The sequence below is a fragment of the Actinomycetota bacterium genome (assembly GCA_040905475.1).
GTDB lineage: Bacteria > Actinomycetota > AC-67 > AC-67 > AC-67 > DATFGK01.
Genome location: JBBDRM010000085.1, coordinates 1 through 15,192, shown reverse-complemented (window position 1 = coordinate 15,192; position 15,192 = coordinate 1). Strand labels below are relative to the sequence as shown.

The 15,192-nt window shown below is 67.0% G+C and carries 11 protein-coding genes; 7 read left to right on the top strand and 4 right to left on the bottom strand.

The annotated features are described in order from the left end of the window. The first annotated feature begins 228 nt into the window (after nucleotides 1–228). The 4 genes from WEB06_08935 (at nucleotide 229) to WEB06_08920 (ending at nucleotide 4,481) form a co-directional block, all read left to right on the top strand. The gene (locus WEB06_08935) at nucleotides 229–831 is read left to right on the top strand and encodes a TadE/TadG family type IV pilus assembly protein (protein MEX2555744.1); all 603 of its coding nucleotides are present in this window, start codon (nucleotides 229–231) and stop codon (nucleotides 829–831) included. Beyond that, nucleotides 828–2,606 carry a Tad domain-containing protein gene (locus tag WEB06_08930; GenBank protein ID MEX2555743.1) on the top strand — a complete coding sequence of 593 codons (1,779 nt, stop codon included), beginning with the start codon at nucleotides 828–830 and terminating at the stop codon, nucleotides 2,604–2,606. The genes WEB06_08935 and WEB06_08930 overlap by 4 nt, the downstream gene beginning before the upstream one ends. Before the next feature lie 91 nt (nucleotides 2,607–2,697). After that, nucleotides 2,698–3,660 (top strand): ABC transporter ATP-binding protein, encoded by a 963-nt coding sequence (locus WEB06_08925; GenBank protein MEX2555742.1) that lies wholly within the window; start codon nucleotides 2,698–2,700, stop codon nucleotides 3,658–3,660. After that, on the top strand, nucleotides 3,657–4,481 hold the full coding sequence (locus tag WEB06_08920; GenBank protein MEX2555741.1) for an ABC transporter permease subunit: 825 nt from the start codon (nucleotides 3,657–3,659) through the stop codon (nucleotides 4,479–4,481). Before WEB06_08925 ends, WEB06_08920 begins: the two co-directional genes overlap by 4 nt. A gap of 3 nt (nucleotides 4,482–4,484) precedes the next feature. On the opposite strand, the gene WEB06_08915 is transcribed toward WEB06_08920, so the two are convergent. From WEB06_08915 to WEB06_08905, 3 genes are read right to left on the bottom strand one after another with little or no spacing between them, the layout of a single operon-like run. Further along, a complete protein-coding gene (locus WEB06_08915; protein ID MEX2555740.1) occupies nucleotides 4,485–6,755 on the bottom strand; it encodes a hypothetical protein in 2,271 nt (756 codons plus the stop codon). 51 nt (nucleotides 6,756–6,806) lie between these two features. Beyond that, nucleotides 6,807–7,925 carry a hypothetical protein gene (locus WEB06_08910; GenBank protein ID MEX2555739.1) on the bottom strand — a complete coding sequence of 373 codons (1,119 nt, stop codon included), beginning with the start codon at nucleotides 7,923–7,925 and terminating at the stop codon, nucleotides 6,807–6,809. Next, nucleotides 7,922–10,138, bottom strand: a complete 2,217-nt coding sequence (locus WEB06_08905) for a methyltransferase domain-containing protein (GenBank protein MEX2555738.1) — start codon at nucleotides 10,136–10,138, stop codon at nucleotides 7,922–7,924. The genes WEB06_08910 and WEB06_08905 overlap by 4 nt, the downstream gene beginning before the upstream one ends. Before the next feature lie 132 nt (nucleotides 10,139–10,270). Here WEB06_08905 and WEB06_08900 point away from each other — a divergent pair, with 132 nt between their 5' ends. The 3 genes from WEB06_08900 to WEB06_08890 are packed head-to-tail and all read left to right on the top strand — an operon-like array spanning nucleotide 10,271 to nucleotide 14,462. Then, nucleotides 10,271–11,650, top strand: coding sequence for a hypothetical protein (locus WEB06_08900; GenBank protein ID MEX2555737.1), 1,380 nt, complete (start codon nucleotides 10,271–10,273; stop codon nucleotides 11,648–11,650). Continuing rightward, entirely contained in the window at nucleotides 11,647–12,972 is a 1,326-nt protein-coding gene (locus tag WEB06_08895; GenBank protein ID MEX2555736.1) for a hypothetical protein, read from the top strand. Before WEB06_08900 ends, WEB06_08895 begins: the two co-directional genes overlap by 4 nt. Then, the gene (locus tag WEB06_08890) at nucleotides 12,969–14,462 is read left to right on the top strand and encodes a hypothetical protein (GenBank protein ID MEX2555735.1); all 1,494 of its coding nucleotides are present in this window, start codon (nucleotides 12,969–12,971) and stop codon (nucleotides 14,460–14,462) included. Before WEB06_08895 ends, WEB06_08890 begins: the two co-directional genes overlap by 4 nt. On the opposite strand, the gene WEB06_08885 is transcribed toward WEB06_08890, so the two are convergent. Then, a partial coding sequence (locus WEB06_08885) for a GAF domain-containing protein (GenBank protein ID MEX2555734.1) occupies nucleotides 14,459–15,192 on the bottom strand: 734 nt, incomplete at its 5' end. The genes WEB06_08890 and WEB06_08885 overlap by 4 nt on opposite strands.

Below are 15,192 nucleotides of genomic sequence, written 5' to 3'. Positions count from 1 at the left end.
CCACGCACGGCAACCTCACTACTTGGTGTGTGGCCATTGACACTTGCTGCGTTCGGTCGTTTCGTTGAGAGAACAACGGGAGTCGACGAACCCTGGGGGATTCGCGACGCTTCGTCCCGTCCGATAGATCGGCAGTCCCCACGGAAAGCGGGAAGGCCGTCACTATCGGTGGATGACGAACGTTGAAGAAGCGGAAAAGCGAGTCCTCGAGAGCAGGGGAATGTGCCGATGTCGGCTCGGACGCCACACGCGACGTTTGCCGGCCGCCGCCGAGGAGAACGACTCCTCAGTAGCGAGCGAGGGGCCTCTGCGGTCGAGTTCGCCCTCCTGGCCCCGTTGCTGCTGATGGTGGTGCTCGGGATGTTCTCCGGCGGGTTGGCCTACGCGCGGAAGATCGCGCTGACGGACGCCGCGCGTGAGGGCGTCCGCCACGCCGCCACGCTTCCGACGGGGAGCGCGGGCGTCCCGAACTCTTGGTTCGAGTCGGTGGCCCAACGCGCTATGGCCTCGGCCGCCGGCGACCTTGCCGAAACGTGGCCGGGTCAGTACATCTGCGTTGCCTATATCGGGTACGGGTCGCCCATCAGCTCGTCCACCGATCAGACGCGCAAGCGCGAGAAATCTGGTGCCGGCGCCGCCGTGTACACGAACGGCTCTACGGGCACGCCGGCGACGTGGTGCTTCGACGACGGGCGAGGAAGCGACGGCAACGAGCGACGCGTCCAGGTCGTCGTGCGGCGCAACTCGCAATTCGACGCCTTGCTGTGGAGCACCGATCTCACGCTCACCTCGGAGGCGGTCGCGCGCTACGAGTCGGTGCCGCCGTCATGAGCAGGCGCGGGATCTTCGCTCGTTTGGGCGAGGAACGGGGAGCGAGTGCCGTGCTCGTGACCGTCCTGCTGGTCGCGATGTTCACCCTCGTGGCCCTGGTCATCGACATCGCGGCGTTGCGCGCGGACGCGCGCGCGGGTCAGGCGACGGGGGATTTCGCAGCGATGGCCGGCGCGATGGCCCTCGATCCGGTCGGAGGCGGGAATCCCTACGGAGGATGCGTCGCGGCCTATCAGTACTTCGTGGCCAACACGCGCGGCCTCGGCAATGTACCGACCCCGGCCAGCGCGTGCGCGGCGTTCGCCTCTGTCCCATTCTGTGGCGCCACGACGCCCGAGACAGCCGCCGTGGTGCAAGTTCCGCCGTATCAGGTGACGATCATCAATCCTGTGCCCGATGGCTCTCCGTACATGCAAGGACGACTGGACGTCGCGATCGACGGTTCACCCTGTCAGCGGATCGCCGTAGAGGTCCAAAGAACAAGGACGTACCTGTTCGGCGGGGTCCTCAATGCCACGCAGGGCACGAGCAGGCCGCCGGCCGTGGCGCGAGCGACCGCCGGCAAGAGTTTGGACGGCCTCGTTTCGCTCGTGCTTCTCGATCCGACCGGCTGTAAGGCCCTGGTCGCTTCGGGACAGGCGAAGGTCTTCGTCATGCCGGTCGGGAACTTCCCCGGCATCATCACCGTCGACTCGAGCGCGTCGGAGGTGAGCGGCGGCACCCCCACGGAGCGGAAGTGCACCCAGGCAACCCAGGACTTCTCCATCGATGCGTTCGGCACCCAGAATTCCAAGATCCAGGCCGGAGGCGTCAGCGAGCTCGACTGCAACGTGAACAACGGGCTCATCTTCAGCTTCGCCCTCATGCCGGGTCAGAACCCGGGCCAAGCCTTCGAGGACATCGACGTCACGGGATGCCGGCTGGTACCGCGCCCGATCGCAGGCCATCGCATCACGCGAGCGCCGATCGACCACCGGTACAACTGCAAGTCTTCCTATCCGGCGTACTACGGTGTGGCGGTCGCTCCTTGCCGGGACGCAGCGACCGAGGCTCCGCACATGGACAATCTTCGAAACGCGATCGGAGCGACCGGGATCCCGGCGGGGTTCACCTCGGCCGACTCCTACTTCCCGACGTGCAAGACCCAACCGAGCTCGCCGAGCATCGTGATACCTCCTGGTAACTGGTACGTGAGCTGCGGCCAGCTCGACCTCGCGAACGAAGTCATCTTCCAAGCGCCCTCGAACGTCGTGTTCGAAGGGACCGTGAACGTCGGATCGAGCACCGGGAAGCTCTGCGTGAACGTCTCTTCCTGCGCCGATACAACGGGGTCGTGGGACGGCTACGTTTACTTCCGCAAGGGCGATACCGAGCAGAGCCAGGCGGTCGGCAACTTCGAGAAGGATTCGTTCGCGACGCTGAACCTGATGCGAACGATGGTGTACGTCGACAACGGTCGCGTCGATCTCGGCGCCGGCAGCGGCGGTCTCACGTGGATCGCGCCCGAGGCAGGGTTCTTCGAGGACCTTGCCCTGTGGTCGGAGCGTGAGACCCAGCACCTCATCGGGGGGCAGGCTCTGCTCGATATCGAGGGCACCTTCTTCACGCCTTTCGCCTTCCCCTTCCGGTTCGCCGGGCAAGGCCTTCAGTACCAGACCAAGGCCCAGTTCGTGACCTTCCGGCTGGAGGTGAGCGGTCAGGGCGTCCTGCGCATGCAGCCGGACCCGGATCGAGTCACCCCGATCCCGCTCCAGGGCGTCTTGCTGATCCGTTAGGACGCGAAATCTCCGGCGATCCGGCCCTTGAGAGGCCGCCCTAAGAGGCCGATGGTACGCTCGGAGGCCCGAACCGAGGACCCGTCTGCGCGTGAGCGAAACCCCCGTCGTCCAGCTAGAAGGCGTCGCCCGCTCGTTCGGGCGGGTTCTCGCCATAGCCGAGTTGACCCTGGTCGCCCCTCCGGGCTCCGTGGCCGTTCTGGTGGGCCCCAACGGGGCCGGGAAGACCACCGCCGTCCGCCTGATCACCGGCGCGCTCCGGCCGCAGAACGGGACGGTTCGGGTCTTCGGGATGGATCCGCTCCTACAGGGCGAAGCGGTCCGCCAGCGGTGCGGGGTGGTCTCCGCGAAGCCGGCGCTCTACGACCGGCTCACCGGCCGGGACAATCTCCGCTACGCCGCCGACCTGTTCGGCGTCGGTCAGGGACGGATCCCTGAAGCGGCCGAGCGCTTCGGCATCTCCAACGCGCTCGATCTGCGCGTGGGCGGCTACTCGACGGGGATGAAGAGCCGCCTCGCCCTCGCGCGAGCGGTCCTGCACGATCCGGATCTACTCCTGCTCGACGAGCCGACCGCCGGGCTCGACCCGGAAGCCGCGCGTTCCGTGCTCGCGCACATCGACTGGATGGCGACGACCGGCAAGACCGTCATCATGTGCACCCACCTCTTGCTCGAGGCTGAAGGGATCGCGGATCAGGTCGTGATCATGGAACGCGGCCGCAGCGTCGTCGCCGGCTCACCGGCCGAGCTCGCCGCTCGCTACTGGCCCCCTCAGGTATTGCTCGACGCGGAGGACCGCGACCGGCTGTTCGCCAAGGTCGAGCGTCTCAAGGGCGTTGTGTCCTTCGAGCGGAACGGCCACGCGCTCGTCGAGTTGGACGAGATCGGGCGCGTGCCCGACATCATCGCGGCGCTCGCCAAGGCCGGCGTGCGTCTCACGCGGGTCCAGCCGCGCACGCCGACGCTCGAGGAGCTGTACTTCGCGGTTCAGCGCGGCGAGCACGGGGACTCGGTCGACATCGGCGGCGCGGAGATCGAGGAGGACGCATCGTGAATTGGCGCCGCGCGTGGGTGATCGCTCGCACCGATCTGAAGCAACTTCGGGACAGCAGGGACTTCTGGATCCCGATGATGATCATGGCCGGGCTGTTCTTCGTGATCATCCCGACGGTGCTGCTGTTCACGATCTCCCGTCTGGAGAACGTCGAGATCATCCGTAAGGTGGGGGAGACCCTCGATGTCCTCCCGCAGAGCGTGCAGGATACGGTTCGCGGGAACACGCCGGCCGCGCGAGCCTCGTTCGCGATGGCCGTCTACCTGTTCGCACCGCTCGCGGTGGTCGTTCCCCTGACGATCTCCTCGGCGGTGGCCGCGAACGCGATCGTCGGCGAGCGAGAGAAGGGCACCGGCGAGTTCCTTGCGCATTCACCGGCCGACGAGCGGGAGATCTACCTCGGCAAGCTGATCGCGTCGTTCATCCCCGGCTACTTGACGACGCTCGTGGGGTTCAGCATCTATGCCTTAGTCGTGAACATCATCGTCGGCCCACAGGTCGGTGGGTGGTTCTTCCCGACCGCCGATTGGTGGCTCTTGATGTTCTGGATAGTGCCTCCGTTCATCGCGCTCGCACTGTCTTTCGTCGTTCGTGTTTCTTCGAAGGTGAAGAGTGCGGCGGCCGCGCAGCAGGCGTCGGGTTTGATCACCCTGCCGCTGATCCTGCTGGCGGCCGGCCAATCCTCCGGATCGCTGTTGGGGGCGTCGGGGGCCGGGTGGTTCCTGGGCTTGCTCGCGTGGCTGGGGGCGCTGCTCGGACTCATCCGCGGACGGACGGCCGTGAATCGGGAGCGCCTGCTGGGCGTGGATCCGAACGCGTAGGAGCTACGCCGGCACTATCTGAACGATCGCGTAGCCGTACGGCTGAGCGATGCTCACGCCGATCCCTGCTCGCAGCGCGTCTGCAGAGAAGGCTCCGAGTCCCGACTGCGTTCCGGTCGCGGGATCGAGGGCGGTCAGGACGAACGAACCCTCGCCGCGCACACCCCGCAGCGCGATCGTTTGCGTGGCCGTGGTCGCTCCTTGGCGGTACGCGAGCAGGAAGCCCGTCCCTGTGTCCGGGTTCCAGGGCTGCAATGCCGTCCAGCCCTCAGCCAGCGGGTCGGCGAGCAGAGGATAGGTGAACGTCGCGAGCCCTTCGCGGTTCGCCTTGTAAAAATCGGTCCACAGCTTCACTTGGGCGCGCTCAGCCGGACTGAGCTGCTCGCCGATCTCGGTCCAGAACGTGATGTGCGAGCCGAGCGCCGCGGCCATCAGTGAGTCGATGCCACGCTCGTCGATCTCGGCGGCGTTTCCGAGTGCATGCTGGCCGAGCGAGAAGCCCGGCACGTACGGCGCCAGGTTCCAGATGTTGTGCAGCAGCTGCGGCGTCGGTGGGCCGCCGTTCTGGAACCACGACGGCCCCCGCGCGACCGACTCGAACGGGAACAGGCGGTAGTCGTTGGTCTCGTCGATCTGGAACGTCACCTCGGGGTGTGCGGCCTGCAGCCGGTCGAGAAGCGCGATGAACGACTCGCGGTAGCCGTACATGTCGACCGGCTCCACGCCGAGACAGTCGAGCCACACCAAGAAGTCGAACTTGAAGTAGCGCGCGCCGTAGGACTCGATCATGCGGAGGATCCGTTCCTCGATATAGTCGATCAACCTCGTCGGCGCGCGGGTATCGGGGTGCAGGCCGAGCGCCTCGGGGTTCCACACGCCGATCCCGGCCTCGTTCGAGCCGTCGTCGGGCTGCGCGAGGTTGACGACCCCCGTGCCGAGCCCGACCGGCAGGCACGCCCAGCTCGGGCTGTTCTCGAACGCGGCCGAGGCCGGGTGGTACTCCATCGGATTCATCCACAGTCCAAGCGCCATGTCGTCGGCGCCGGTCGAAGGATCGCCGGCGAGCTCCTGCCGCACCGCGGTGAAGGTCGAGTCGGGGAAGCGGGGTGGCCACCGCGGCGAGCGCGGCTCGGGACAGTCTGGCGAGTCGGGACACCAATCGCCCGACGTCGCCTGCCAGCCGTCGTCGAATATGAAGGTCTCGACACCCATCTCTCGCGCCGCGTCGGCGAGCTTTTCGAAGCGTGCGAAGTCCACGTCGTCCTTGGCGCCGGTCGAGATGGCGTTGTCGTCCACCTGGTTCGTGTTGAACGTGACCGCCTTCTGATAGGGGATCAGCCGGTGGCCGGTTAGGTAGCGGTAGAACTGCCACGGCTCGTCGTCGAGGTCGGAGCCGAAGCCGGTGAAGGCGCGCTCGAGCTCGACCGTGCGGCCCGGAACGAGAACGCGGTGACGGGCCGGCCGGGGAGTGGGGTTCTCGACGTGGATCGACTCCTCGAACGGGCCCGTGTAGACGATGTCGCGGGATAGGTCGACCACCGCGCTCGCGGTGCCACCCTCGTAGGCCATGCGCGAGGAGGCGTAGTCGTGCCGCTCCATCACTATGAACACGGTGCGACCGTCGGCTCCGGACGCCGAGAGCCATTCGCCCGGCGCGTTCAGCGCCTGTCCGGCGCCTGTGGTCTCGGACACGTGCCAGTCCCCCAGGTGCGCGTCGCCGATCGAGAACGGGCTCCACCCTTCGTCTCGCCAGTCCGCGCCGGCCCTGAACGCGTGGATCGTCGGCGTGAGGCCCGCTCCCGCCGCGACCTCGTCGAGCGTGTAGCCGGAGACGGCGAGCGGCAACAGCGGCGTGACGGTCGTGCGGCTCGAGAATCCGGCCACGCCGGGGTACGCCTCGACGACGCGCTCGAATCCGACGAGTCCCGCGAGCGTCAGCGAGAACGTCATGCGGAGTCCGCCTCGCGACAGCGTCGACAGCGTCACGTCCTCGATCGTGAAGCGGTCGCTGGCGACGGACAGGCCGTCGAGCAGCAGCGAGAAATCGGGATGCTCGCCCAACGTCCGGCCGCCGGGACGTTTGTCGACGACCGCGGTGGTGACGAGCGCGTCTCGCCGCCAGCGGCGCTCGACGGTCGCGTTGCCGAGCACCACCTCGGTCTCCCCGACGCTCGCGTACACGTCGGCGTCGCTCATCGACTGCGGCTCGTCGGCGGCGGCGGGAGCGACGGCGGCAAGCATCAGCGCGACCGCGATGAAGGTTCGTTTCGGCACGTGAGCGCCCTCCCCCGGATCCGTACGAGGTAGGTTCGGGGCCTGAGGCGGCTATCCCTCCCCGGGCCCGGACCGGCGGACCGAGGCGATCACCGCCGGGAGGAGGGCCATCGGGATCGTCGTCTCCCGGATGAGGTCCTTCGGGTAGAGCAGTCCCAGCCAGTTCAAGCTGAAGATCAGCAGCGCGTAGAGCAGGAAGATCGGATCCAGCTCGGACCGCAGCCGTCCTGCTCGCACCATGCCGATCAGCAGCGCCGCGCCGGTGACGGGGAGCAACGCCACGGCGGCGTTTCCGATCTGCGACTGGTCGAAAGACCCCATGGCCAGATCGGCGGCCTTGCGGAGGCTGTCCGCCCATCCCGTGAACGGGAATACCAGGAACTCGTTCGATGGATGGCTGAAGGGCCACTCGCCGAACGTGGCTCGCAGATAGATCGCCCACGCCCCGAAACTCACGGGCCCCGCGACGATCGCGAGCCCTCGCCGCAGCAGGTCGGGAGAGCGCTGCCCCCGCAGCACGCGCAGCGCTTCCCAAACGCCGAGTCCAGCCGCAACCAGCAGCAGCGGCTCTTTGATCAAGCACGCCGCGACGAGCGCGATCCCGGCCCATCCCCACCGGCGTCTCGTCCACGCAAGCAGCGCCAGCGCGGTCGCCGCCATCGCGACCGGCTCGCTGGTGTCGACGGTGACCGCGAAGATCGCTCCGGGCGAGAGCCCGACGACGAGCCCCCACCAGCCGGACCATCCGAGTTCGCGCGCGAGGAGGCTCGACACGTACGCAGCGATCGCCATGCCCGCGAGGCCCAATCCCAGAAGTGCCGCCGGCACCGCGCTCGCCCGTCCGAAGCTCACGATCCATGCGAGCCAGCCGTAGCCGGCGTGGCCGTAGCGATACGGAGCGGCATCGATCAGACGGTGCGCTTCTCCGCGGGCGAACGGGTCGTTCGCGATCGCGTAGAAGTAGACGCCGTCGTAGTGGGCCTCGAAGTGGACGAACGCGAAGCCGGGATCGGTCTCGCGGGCGAGCCGGGCCATCGGCTCCTCGGCCGACATGCGTACGAGCGTGCTGACCCGCCAGTCCCGAACGGAAAGGGTCGCGAGTACCGCGACCGCGCTGATGGCGACGGCCGCTGTAGCACACGAGAGCGCAACCCGCCTGGCCGGGGTCACCGCCGCCGAATCCTTACGGCGCCGGCGTGGCGTGTGGGGGTGGCGCGAGCTACCGATCCGCCAGGGTGGGCTGCGGAGCGGACGACGGATCGAGCGCGGCCCGGAGTGCTCGGGCGTCGAGGCCTCACCCAGAACGCGAACGCAGCGAGGTACATCGTGGCTGCGAGAAGGCTGAGCGCGCGGATGCCGAGCGCGAGCGACAGGTACTCCAGCACGCCACCGAGCACCGCCCCGAGTAGGTTGCTGGCGAGTGCCTCGCTGCCGAGCCGCACGTTGCGGAACGCGGTAGCGAAGATCACGGCCGCGAGGAAGATGGGCACGCCGAGATAGACCGCCGCCGCGGCGTACGCGCCGATGCCCGGCGCCAGACCCCACCGCGAGATCGGCCATAGGTAGGTCATCGCCAGCGTGGCGATCACGAGACCGTAGAGCGCGCCGATCGGTGGCTTGCGCACGCGCGTGAGGACGAGGAGATTCGCGACCAGGATGGTCGTCAAGATGACGGTGAACACCAGCGAGTTCGTCTGCCACGTCGAGCCGACGAGAAGCGCGTACTCGGTGACGCTCTTCGTCTCCATCAGCAGGAAGCCGGCCCCGAGGAAGAAGAACTGCCCATCGAGCCGGCGCGTCCCGCGGAAGCTACGGCGAACGAGCAGCAGCGAGAGCAACAGGATGCCGGCGAACACGCCGAGGTACTCCGTCGGCACGTGCTTGTCGCGGATGTACAGGTGCGGCCAGTCGTCGGTCGCCGGGCGCAACGCGTACGGGAAGCGCTCGAGGTCACGCGCGATCTCGTCGTCGGTGATCCTCCGCCACTCCGAAGGCAATTCCGCCGGGGACAGGGCGTCGATGTCTCCTGCGACGATCGTGCGGTGACGGTTCGTATGCTTCAGATAGATCGGATCCTGCTCGAACAAGGAGCGAACCATGGCGTATTGACGCAGCTGGATGTCGTCGCGGAACGGCCCGAACGACAGCACCAGCAGCCCGTCGTCGGTCAGGTGCTCCTTCGCGGACTCGAGGCTTTCGCGCGTGTATACGAAGCTGTCGAGGCGCACGTTGGCTGCGCCGGAGAGGAGCCCGTGGGCGTCGAGCGTCGCGAAGATGATGAGATCGAACTTCTCGTCCGTCCGGTTCAGATAGGCGCGGGCGTCGTTGAGCACCGTCTCGACCTTGGGGGAGGAGTACGGCCGTTCCGGATGGTGCGCCTTCCCGAGGCTCAGCACGAGCGGATCGATCTCGACCGCCGTCACGTGCTCGACGCCGTTGCGCAGAGCAGCCGCGACGTCGTTCCCCGCGCCGGCCCCGAGCACGAGCACTCGCTTCACCGGCCGTAGCTGGAAGGGGAGCGAGTAATAGGACTTGAGCATCTCGACGTCGGCCGCGACGTTGAGTGGCGCGCGCATGTCGAGCGACGCCTCCGGGCGTAGATCGAGACCCGAGAGCAGGAACTGATCGTTTACGTCGATCACGAATCCCTGGTCGAGCGTGCCCCCCTCGACGACCGGTCGCGTGATGACCTTGTAATACGGCGACCACTTGACGTCGTTGGCGAACCGGTTCGTGTCGCTCACGAGCAACGCGAAAAGGACCGCGACGACGACGAGCGCAGGGACCAGATTGCCGACCCTTCGGTCGATCAGGAACAGGATGCCGAGGCCCACCGCGAACCAGACCTCGGGGGGCAGCTGCGCCCACGCCAGGATCGAGAACGCGACGACCCCGGCAAGGCTCCCGCCGATGTTGATCGAATAGGCCTGAATCCGTTCGAGCTTGTCGAACGGCGAGGCCACGAGTTGTCCCAGCGGGATCATCGACCATGCGACCATCCCGAACACCGCGATCAACACGAACGGCAAGGGGATGGAGATGCCCACGTCGAGCAACGCCTCGTTCAGGCCGTAATCCCCGCCTTGGGGGAGAGCCACCTCGGGGTTGAGCACGTGGATCAGTCCGAGCACGCCGACGACGACCGCCAGTCGGAAGAACGTCCTCCAGGCGGCATCGCCCTCGGGGGCGGGGCGGGCCATGCCGATACCCAAACCGAGGAAACTGCCGATCAGGACGAGGTTGGTGAAGAAGCCCACGATGTGGACGGTGCCGGGGATCCACCGGATGAGTGCGAGCTCGAGGAACAGGCTTAGGAAGCTCGCGAGGAAGAGCTTCCCCGCCGCCGACGTAGGCGTAAGAGTTGAACGCACCGTGCGCGCCATCGATCACCGACCCCCAAGGATCAGTAAGTGTATCGGCGGGTTTTTCCCCGTCTGTAGGAGTTCGGGCCCTCTGCGATATGGGTCGGCCGTCCTCCCATCCAGCTCCTCGACCTGCGGATACGATTCACTCCGATGAGAGCGCCGGCGGTTCGGCCACGCTCGGCGTTCGTGCTCCTGTTCGTCGTCCTGGTCGGGTTCCTTGCGGCCACGTACACGTTCCGTCAGATCACCGATACCGAGCTCAACAGCTTCCAGACCCGTGCCCTTGTCCTTCATGGGGACATCGATCTGGACCGGTATCCGCGTTTCAACGACACGGAATACTTCGCCCGTGAGCGCGGGTCGCATCTGTACTCCATCTACGGCGTCGGGGTCAGCCTGGTGGCCGCGCCGATCTTCGCGGTGCTCACGCGCATGGGCGCGTCCACCTCTCTCCTGCAGGCATCCGTCGCGATCCCGTCCGTTGCCGCCGCGATCATCCTTATGTACGTGCTCCTGTCGCGGCTGGTCGAGCGCAGGCTCGCGATCGCCGGAGCGATCGTCTTCGGTTTCGGCACGACGATGTGGCCGTTGGCGTCGATGGCCATGTATCAGCATGCCCCGGTCGCGATGTTCCAACTGATAGGCCTCATCGCGCTCTTCTCGGAGAAGCCGCGGGCGCCCGCTGTGGCCGGGCTCGCGTTCGCGTCGTCGACCTTCATCAGGCCGACGACGGGGATCACGTTCGCATTCGTCGGCCTCTACTACCTCGTGCGCGGCAAGCGTCCCGTCGGCTATTTCACGCTAGGAAGCGTGGCGCCCCTGGCCGGCATGCTGATCCAGAACCGGTGGATCTGGGGGAGTTGGCTGACGGGCGGCTACGCGCATTCGGGGATCGCCTTCGATGCCGAGATGCCGAGCGCCCTGTTCGGCCTTTCGTTCGGCTGGTGGCGAGGGATGTTCGTCTATTCGCCCGTGCTCATCCTCGGATTCGTCGGGGCGGTGATGGCGCTCAGGCGGCTCCGCAGTCCCGTCGAGCAGCGCCTTGTGGTCCTCGCGTTGTCGGCGATCGCGACATTCCTCTTCTACTCGAAATGGAGCACGTGGTGGAACGGGTTGAACCAGTTCGGCTACCGCTACCTGCTCGACATCGTTCCGTTGCTCGTCGTCCTCGCCGCCTACGCGGTGTCGCGGAGCGAGCGGGTCAGAACGATCGCCATGCCGCTGGCGGCCTTATCCATCATGACGATGACGTTCGGGGCCGGCCCCCACAAGTTCGGTTTCGACGGCGTCCTGTACGCGGACACCCTCGAGGAGTCGTCGCTGGGTCAGTCCTGGATCGTCTTTCTGGACCAGCCACTCAACAGCTTGTTGCGCTTGGGTGGAGTGGCCGGGGTCTGCGCACTCTTCGCATGGCTCACGAAGGGCATCCAAGCTCAGACCGGCACGCCTCTGTTCGGGTCGACGCCGGCGCTCGCGGCCGATCCCGTCAGCGGACGGCAGGAAACCGAGAAGCCGGCCGCGCGGTTGTGAAGAGCTTGCGCCGGCGGAGCGTGCTCGGATTCTTGGCGCTGTTCGGCGTGCTCGTGGCCTTCTACGCGATCACGTACTCGCGGCGAGCGATCACGGACACGGATTTGAACAGCCTCCAGACCCGGTCGTTCGTTCTCCACGGAGACATCGATATCGCTCGGTACGAGGAGAACCCCGGGCGGAGAGCCCAAGTGGTCGAACGGGACGGGCACGTGTACACGATCTACGGCGTTGGGATCAGCCTCATCACGGCTCCGCTGTACGTCTGGCTCGTACGAGCCGGAGCATCGCAGGATCTCCTTCAGGGAGCGGTCGGGATCTCGTTCGTCGCCGCGTCGGTGGTCGTTCTTCTCTTCGTCCTTCTTCGATTGGTCCCGCAGCGCTTGGCGATCGCGGCCGCGATCGCCTTCGCGTTCGGCACCACGATGTGGCCGGTTGCCTCGATGGCGTTCTTCCAACAGGGTCCCGCCATTTTCCTCGAATGTATCGGAATCGCGGGTCTCTTCTCTCGCACGAAGAGAGGGCCGTTGATCGCCGGAGCCGGCTTCGGCGCAGCCGCCTTCGTACGTCCGACGCTTGCGATCCCCTTCGTCGTGATCGCCCTCGTCTACCTCGCGCGGGACCGAAGGGGTCTCGTCTCATACGCCGCGGGCGCGTTCGTTCCGATGGCCGCGTTCCTGGTGTCGAACCGATGGATCTGGGGCACGTGGCTCTCGGGCGGGTACTCGCACACCGGGATCGGGTTCAACGCCGATGCGCCGACGTCTTTCGTCGGCTTAACCGTCGGCTGGTGGCGCGGGCTGTTCGTCTACTCCCCGGTACTCGCGCTCGGGGTCGTTGGATGGATCCTTGCGCTCCGCAAGGCGTCGGGTGACACAGAGCTCCGTCTGGCGGCCCTCGGCTTCTCCTGTCTGGCGACGCTCCTCTTCTATTCGAAGTGGGACGACTGGGGAGGGGGGATCAACCAATTCGGCTATCGCCTCCAGCTCGAGATCGTTCCGTTCCTCGTCGTCCTCGGCGCGTACGCGCTCGCGAAGCTCCCGAGACTCCGCCCGCTCGCGATAGGTCTGGGGGCCGTCTCGATCCTCACCATGACCTGGGGCGCGGTCGAGAGCCGGGACCGCTGGGACGCGGTTCTGTTCGCCACTACGTTCGCCGACACGTCGATCGGACGGGCGTGGGACAACGTCTTGCATCATCCGCTTCCGGGACTCACTCTCCTGGTCGGCGTAGCCTTCGTCGCGACGATCATGCTCGCGATCGGAAGTCGCCTCGCTCCGGCGGACCCCCCGCTGTTCACACCCGCATCGGAAGCTGCATGAACGACAGCGCCGCCAGCCGGCTGACTCCGTCGCGCGTGGTCGCGATCGCGGTCCTGGCCTCGGTGCCCGCCAAGATGCTTTCCCAGCGGCTCGCCGACCCGGACCTGTGGTGGCATATCCGCACCGGCCGGCTGATCCTCGCCACCGACGCGATCCCGCATGCGGACCCGTATTCGTATTCGGTCCCGGGAAAGGCGTGGGTTGTCCAGGAGTGGGGCTCGGAGGTCATCCTCCACGCGCTGCGCGATCTGTTCGGACTGTGGGGGATCTTCTTCTGGTCCGCGGTCATGCTTACAGCGGTCTACGTGCTCGTCGCGCGACTCATCCATCGGCGCATGGGGGAGGGCATGGGCACGTGGGCCTTGTTCGGCCTCGTCGCCTACGCCGGGGGCGCGAACTGGACCGAGCGACCGAACCTTTTTTCGTTCCTTCTCTTCGTCGTGCTGCTCGGCCTGCTGGATCGGCACGATCGCTCCATCTGGTGGTTCGTACCGATGGCGGCGGTGTGGGCGAACCTGCACGGGATGGTGATCCTCGGAGTGGGAACCGTTGCCGTGGTATGCGTGGCCGAGGCGCTCAAGGCGGCGACGCGTTGGGAGGGGGCAGACCGGGACTGGGCGAAACGTCTCGGGCTGGTCGCACTCGCGAGTTCGGTCGCGACGTTCGCGAATCCGCGAGGGCCGGAACTCATCGCGCACGCATTCCGCCTGGTGCGGGACGTGAGCCAACTCGTAACCGAGTGGGCCTCGCCCGACTTCCACGAGATCACGACGATCCTTTGGATGGTCCTGCTGTTGATCACCGTCGCGGCGTTGGCGATGCATCCGACCCGGCCGGACCCGACCGATCTCGCGCTCGCGCTCTCGTTCACCGTCCTCGGGCTCCAGGCTGCGCGGAACCTGGCCGTGTCCGCCATCGTCCTCGGGATGGTGGCAGCGCGCTACCTTCCCGGCGCGCTCGATGCGATGCGTCCTGAGCGCCCGCCGAGACCTGCATCGCAGGCGTCCCCCCTGGTCGGCGCCGTTGCTCTGGTCGTGACCCTCGGCGCGCTCGTCATGGTCGTCGCTGCGGACTTCCCGCGCTCGGACCGTCCTCAGGACATCGTGGACGCCGAGGAATACCCCTTCGACTCCTTGGAGGCATTGAACCGCCCGGGCGTTCGCGTGTTCGCGTACGACTTCTGGGCGGGATACCTGATCGATACGGCCTGGCCTGACGTCCGTGTCTATCATGACACTCGCGTCGACATGTACGGAAGAGAGCAGACGCTGCGCTACGCGCGGACGATCGCCGGCCTGCCCGGGTGGGAGGAGTCTCTCGAGCAGTCCTGCACGACGCACGTGCTCATCCGCCCGACGAGCGATCCGCTTTCCGAGCTTCTCCGTCGGTCCGACGACTGGCGTGTCGAGCGCGAAGAAGAGATGGCGGTCACGTTCGTGCGGAACGCGCCGGCGTCTGGGTGCGAGCGGTTCCCTCTCCCGAGGAGTTAGTCCGAGGACGTACCGCGGAGGCGGTCGAGCAACTGCGCCACCGCGAGACCCGGCGCAGCTTCGGCCGCGAGATCGGACAGGTGGTCGAGGTCGAGCTCGGTGAACTGATCCCCGCCGACCACGACGATCGCCACGCACTCATCGTTCACGAGGGCCGGGACCACCATCATCGCCTCCGTTCGGGCGCCACCGATGCCGGCAACGAGCCCCTGAGCCAAGTCGATCGGCTGGATGAGGATCCCCTCGCCGGTCTTGAGCACGTCGCTGAAGAGTGACTGGGTCTCGGGGATGACCATCCCCGCCTCGACCCGGCTGAGGCCACGATGGGCGACGACCTGGTAGCCGTCCTCGCGGCGGACCGACACCGAGGCGATCGCGCATACGAACTGCCGGTCGATCTCGCTGATGAGGCCGTCGGCCATCGCTGCGAGGTCGGCTAGGAAGGGAAGCTGCGCAACCAGATGCTCGAGCTCTTGGGCGTGCGCCGCGGCGATCTTGAGCCGCTGGACGAGCGGCGCGTCGACGCTTTCCTGACGCAGCGCAGCCGGACGAGCCGGTCGCTTGCGCAACCGCCACCGGCCGGCGCCGGGCTCCGCCGCTACCGGTTCGTGGAAGATCGGCCGCACGGCTTCTTGTCCTTGCCGCTCGGCGTACGCCTGAGGGGTCGCGGCCTCGATCCGTTCGGGCTCGGGGGTGGGTTCGGGTTCCCAGGTCGCTTCGGGCTCGGGGG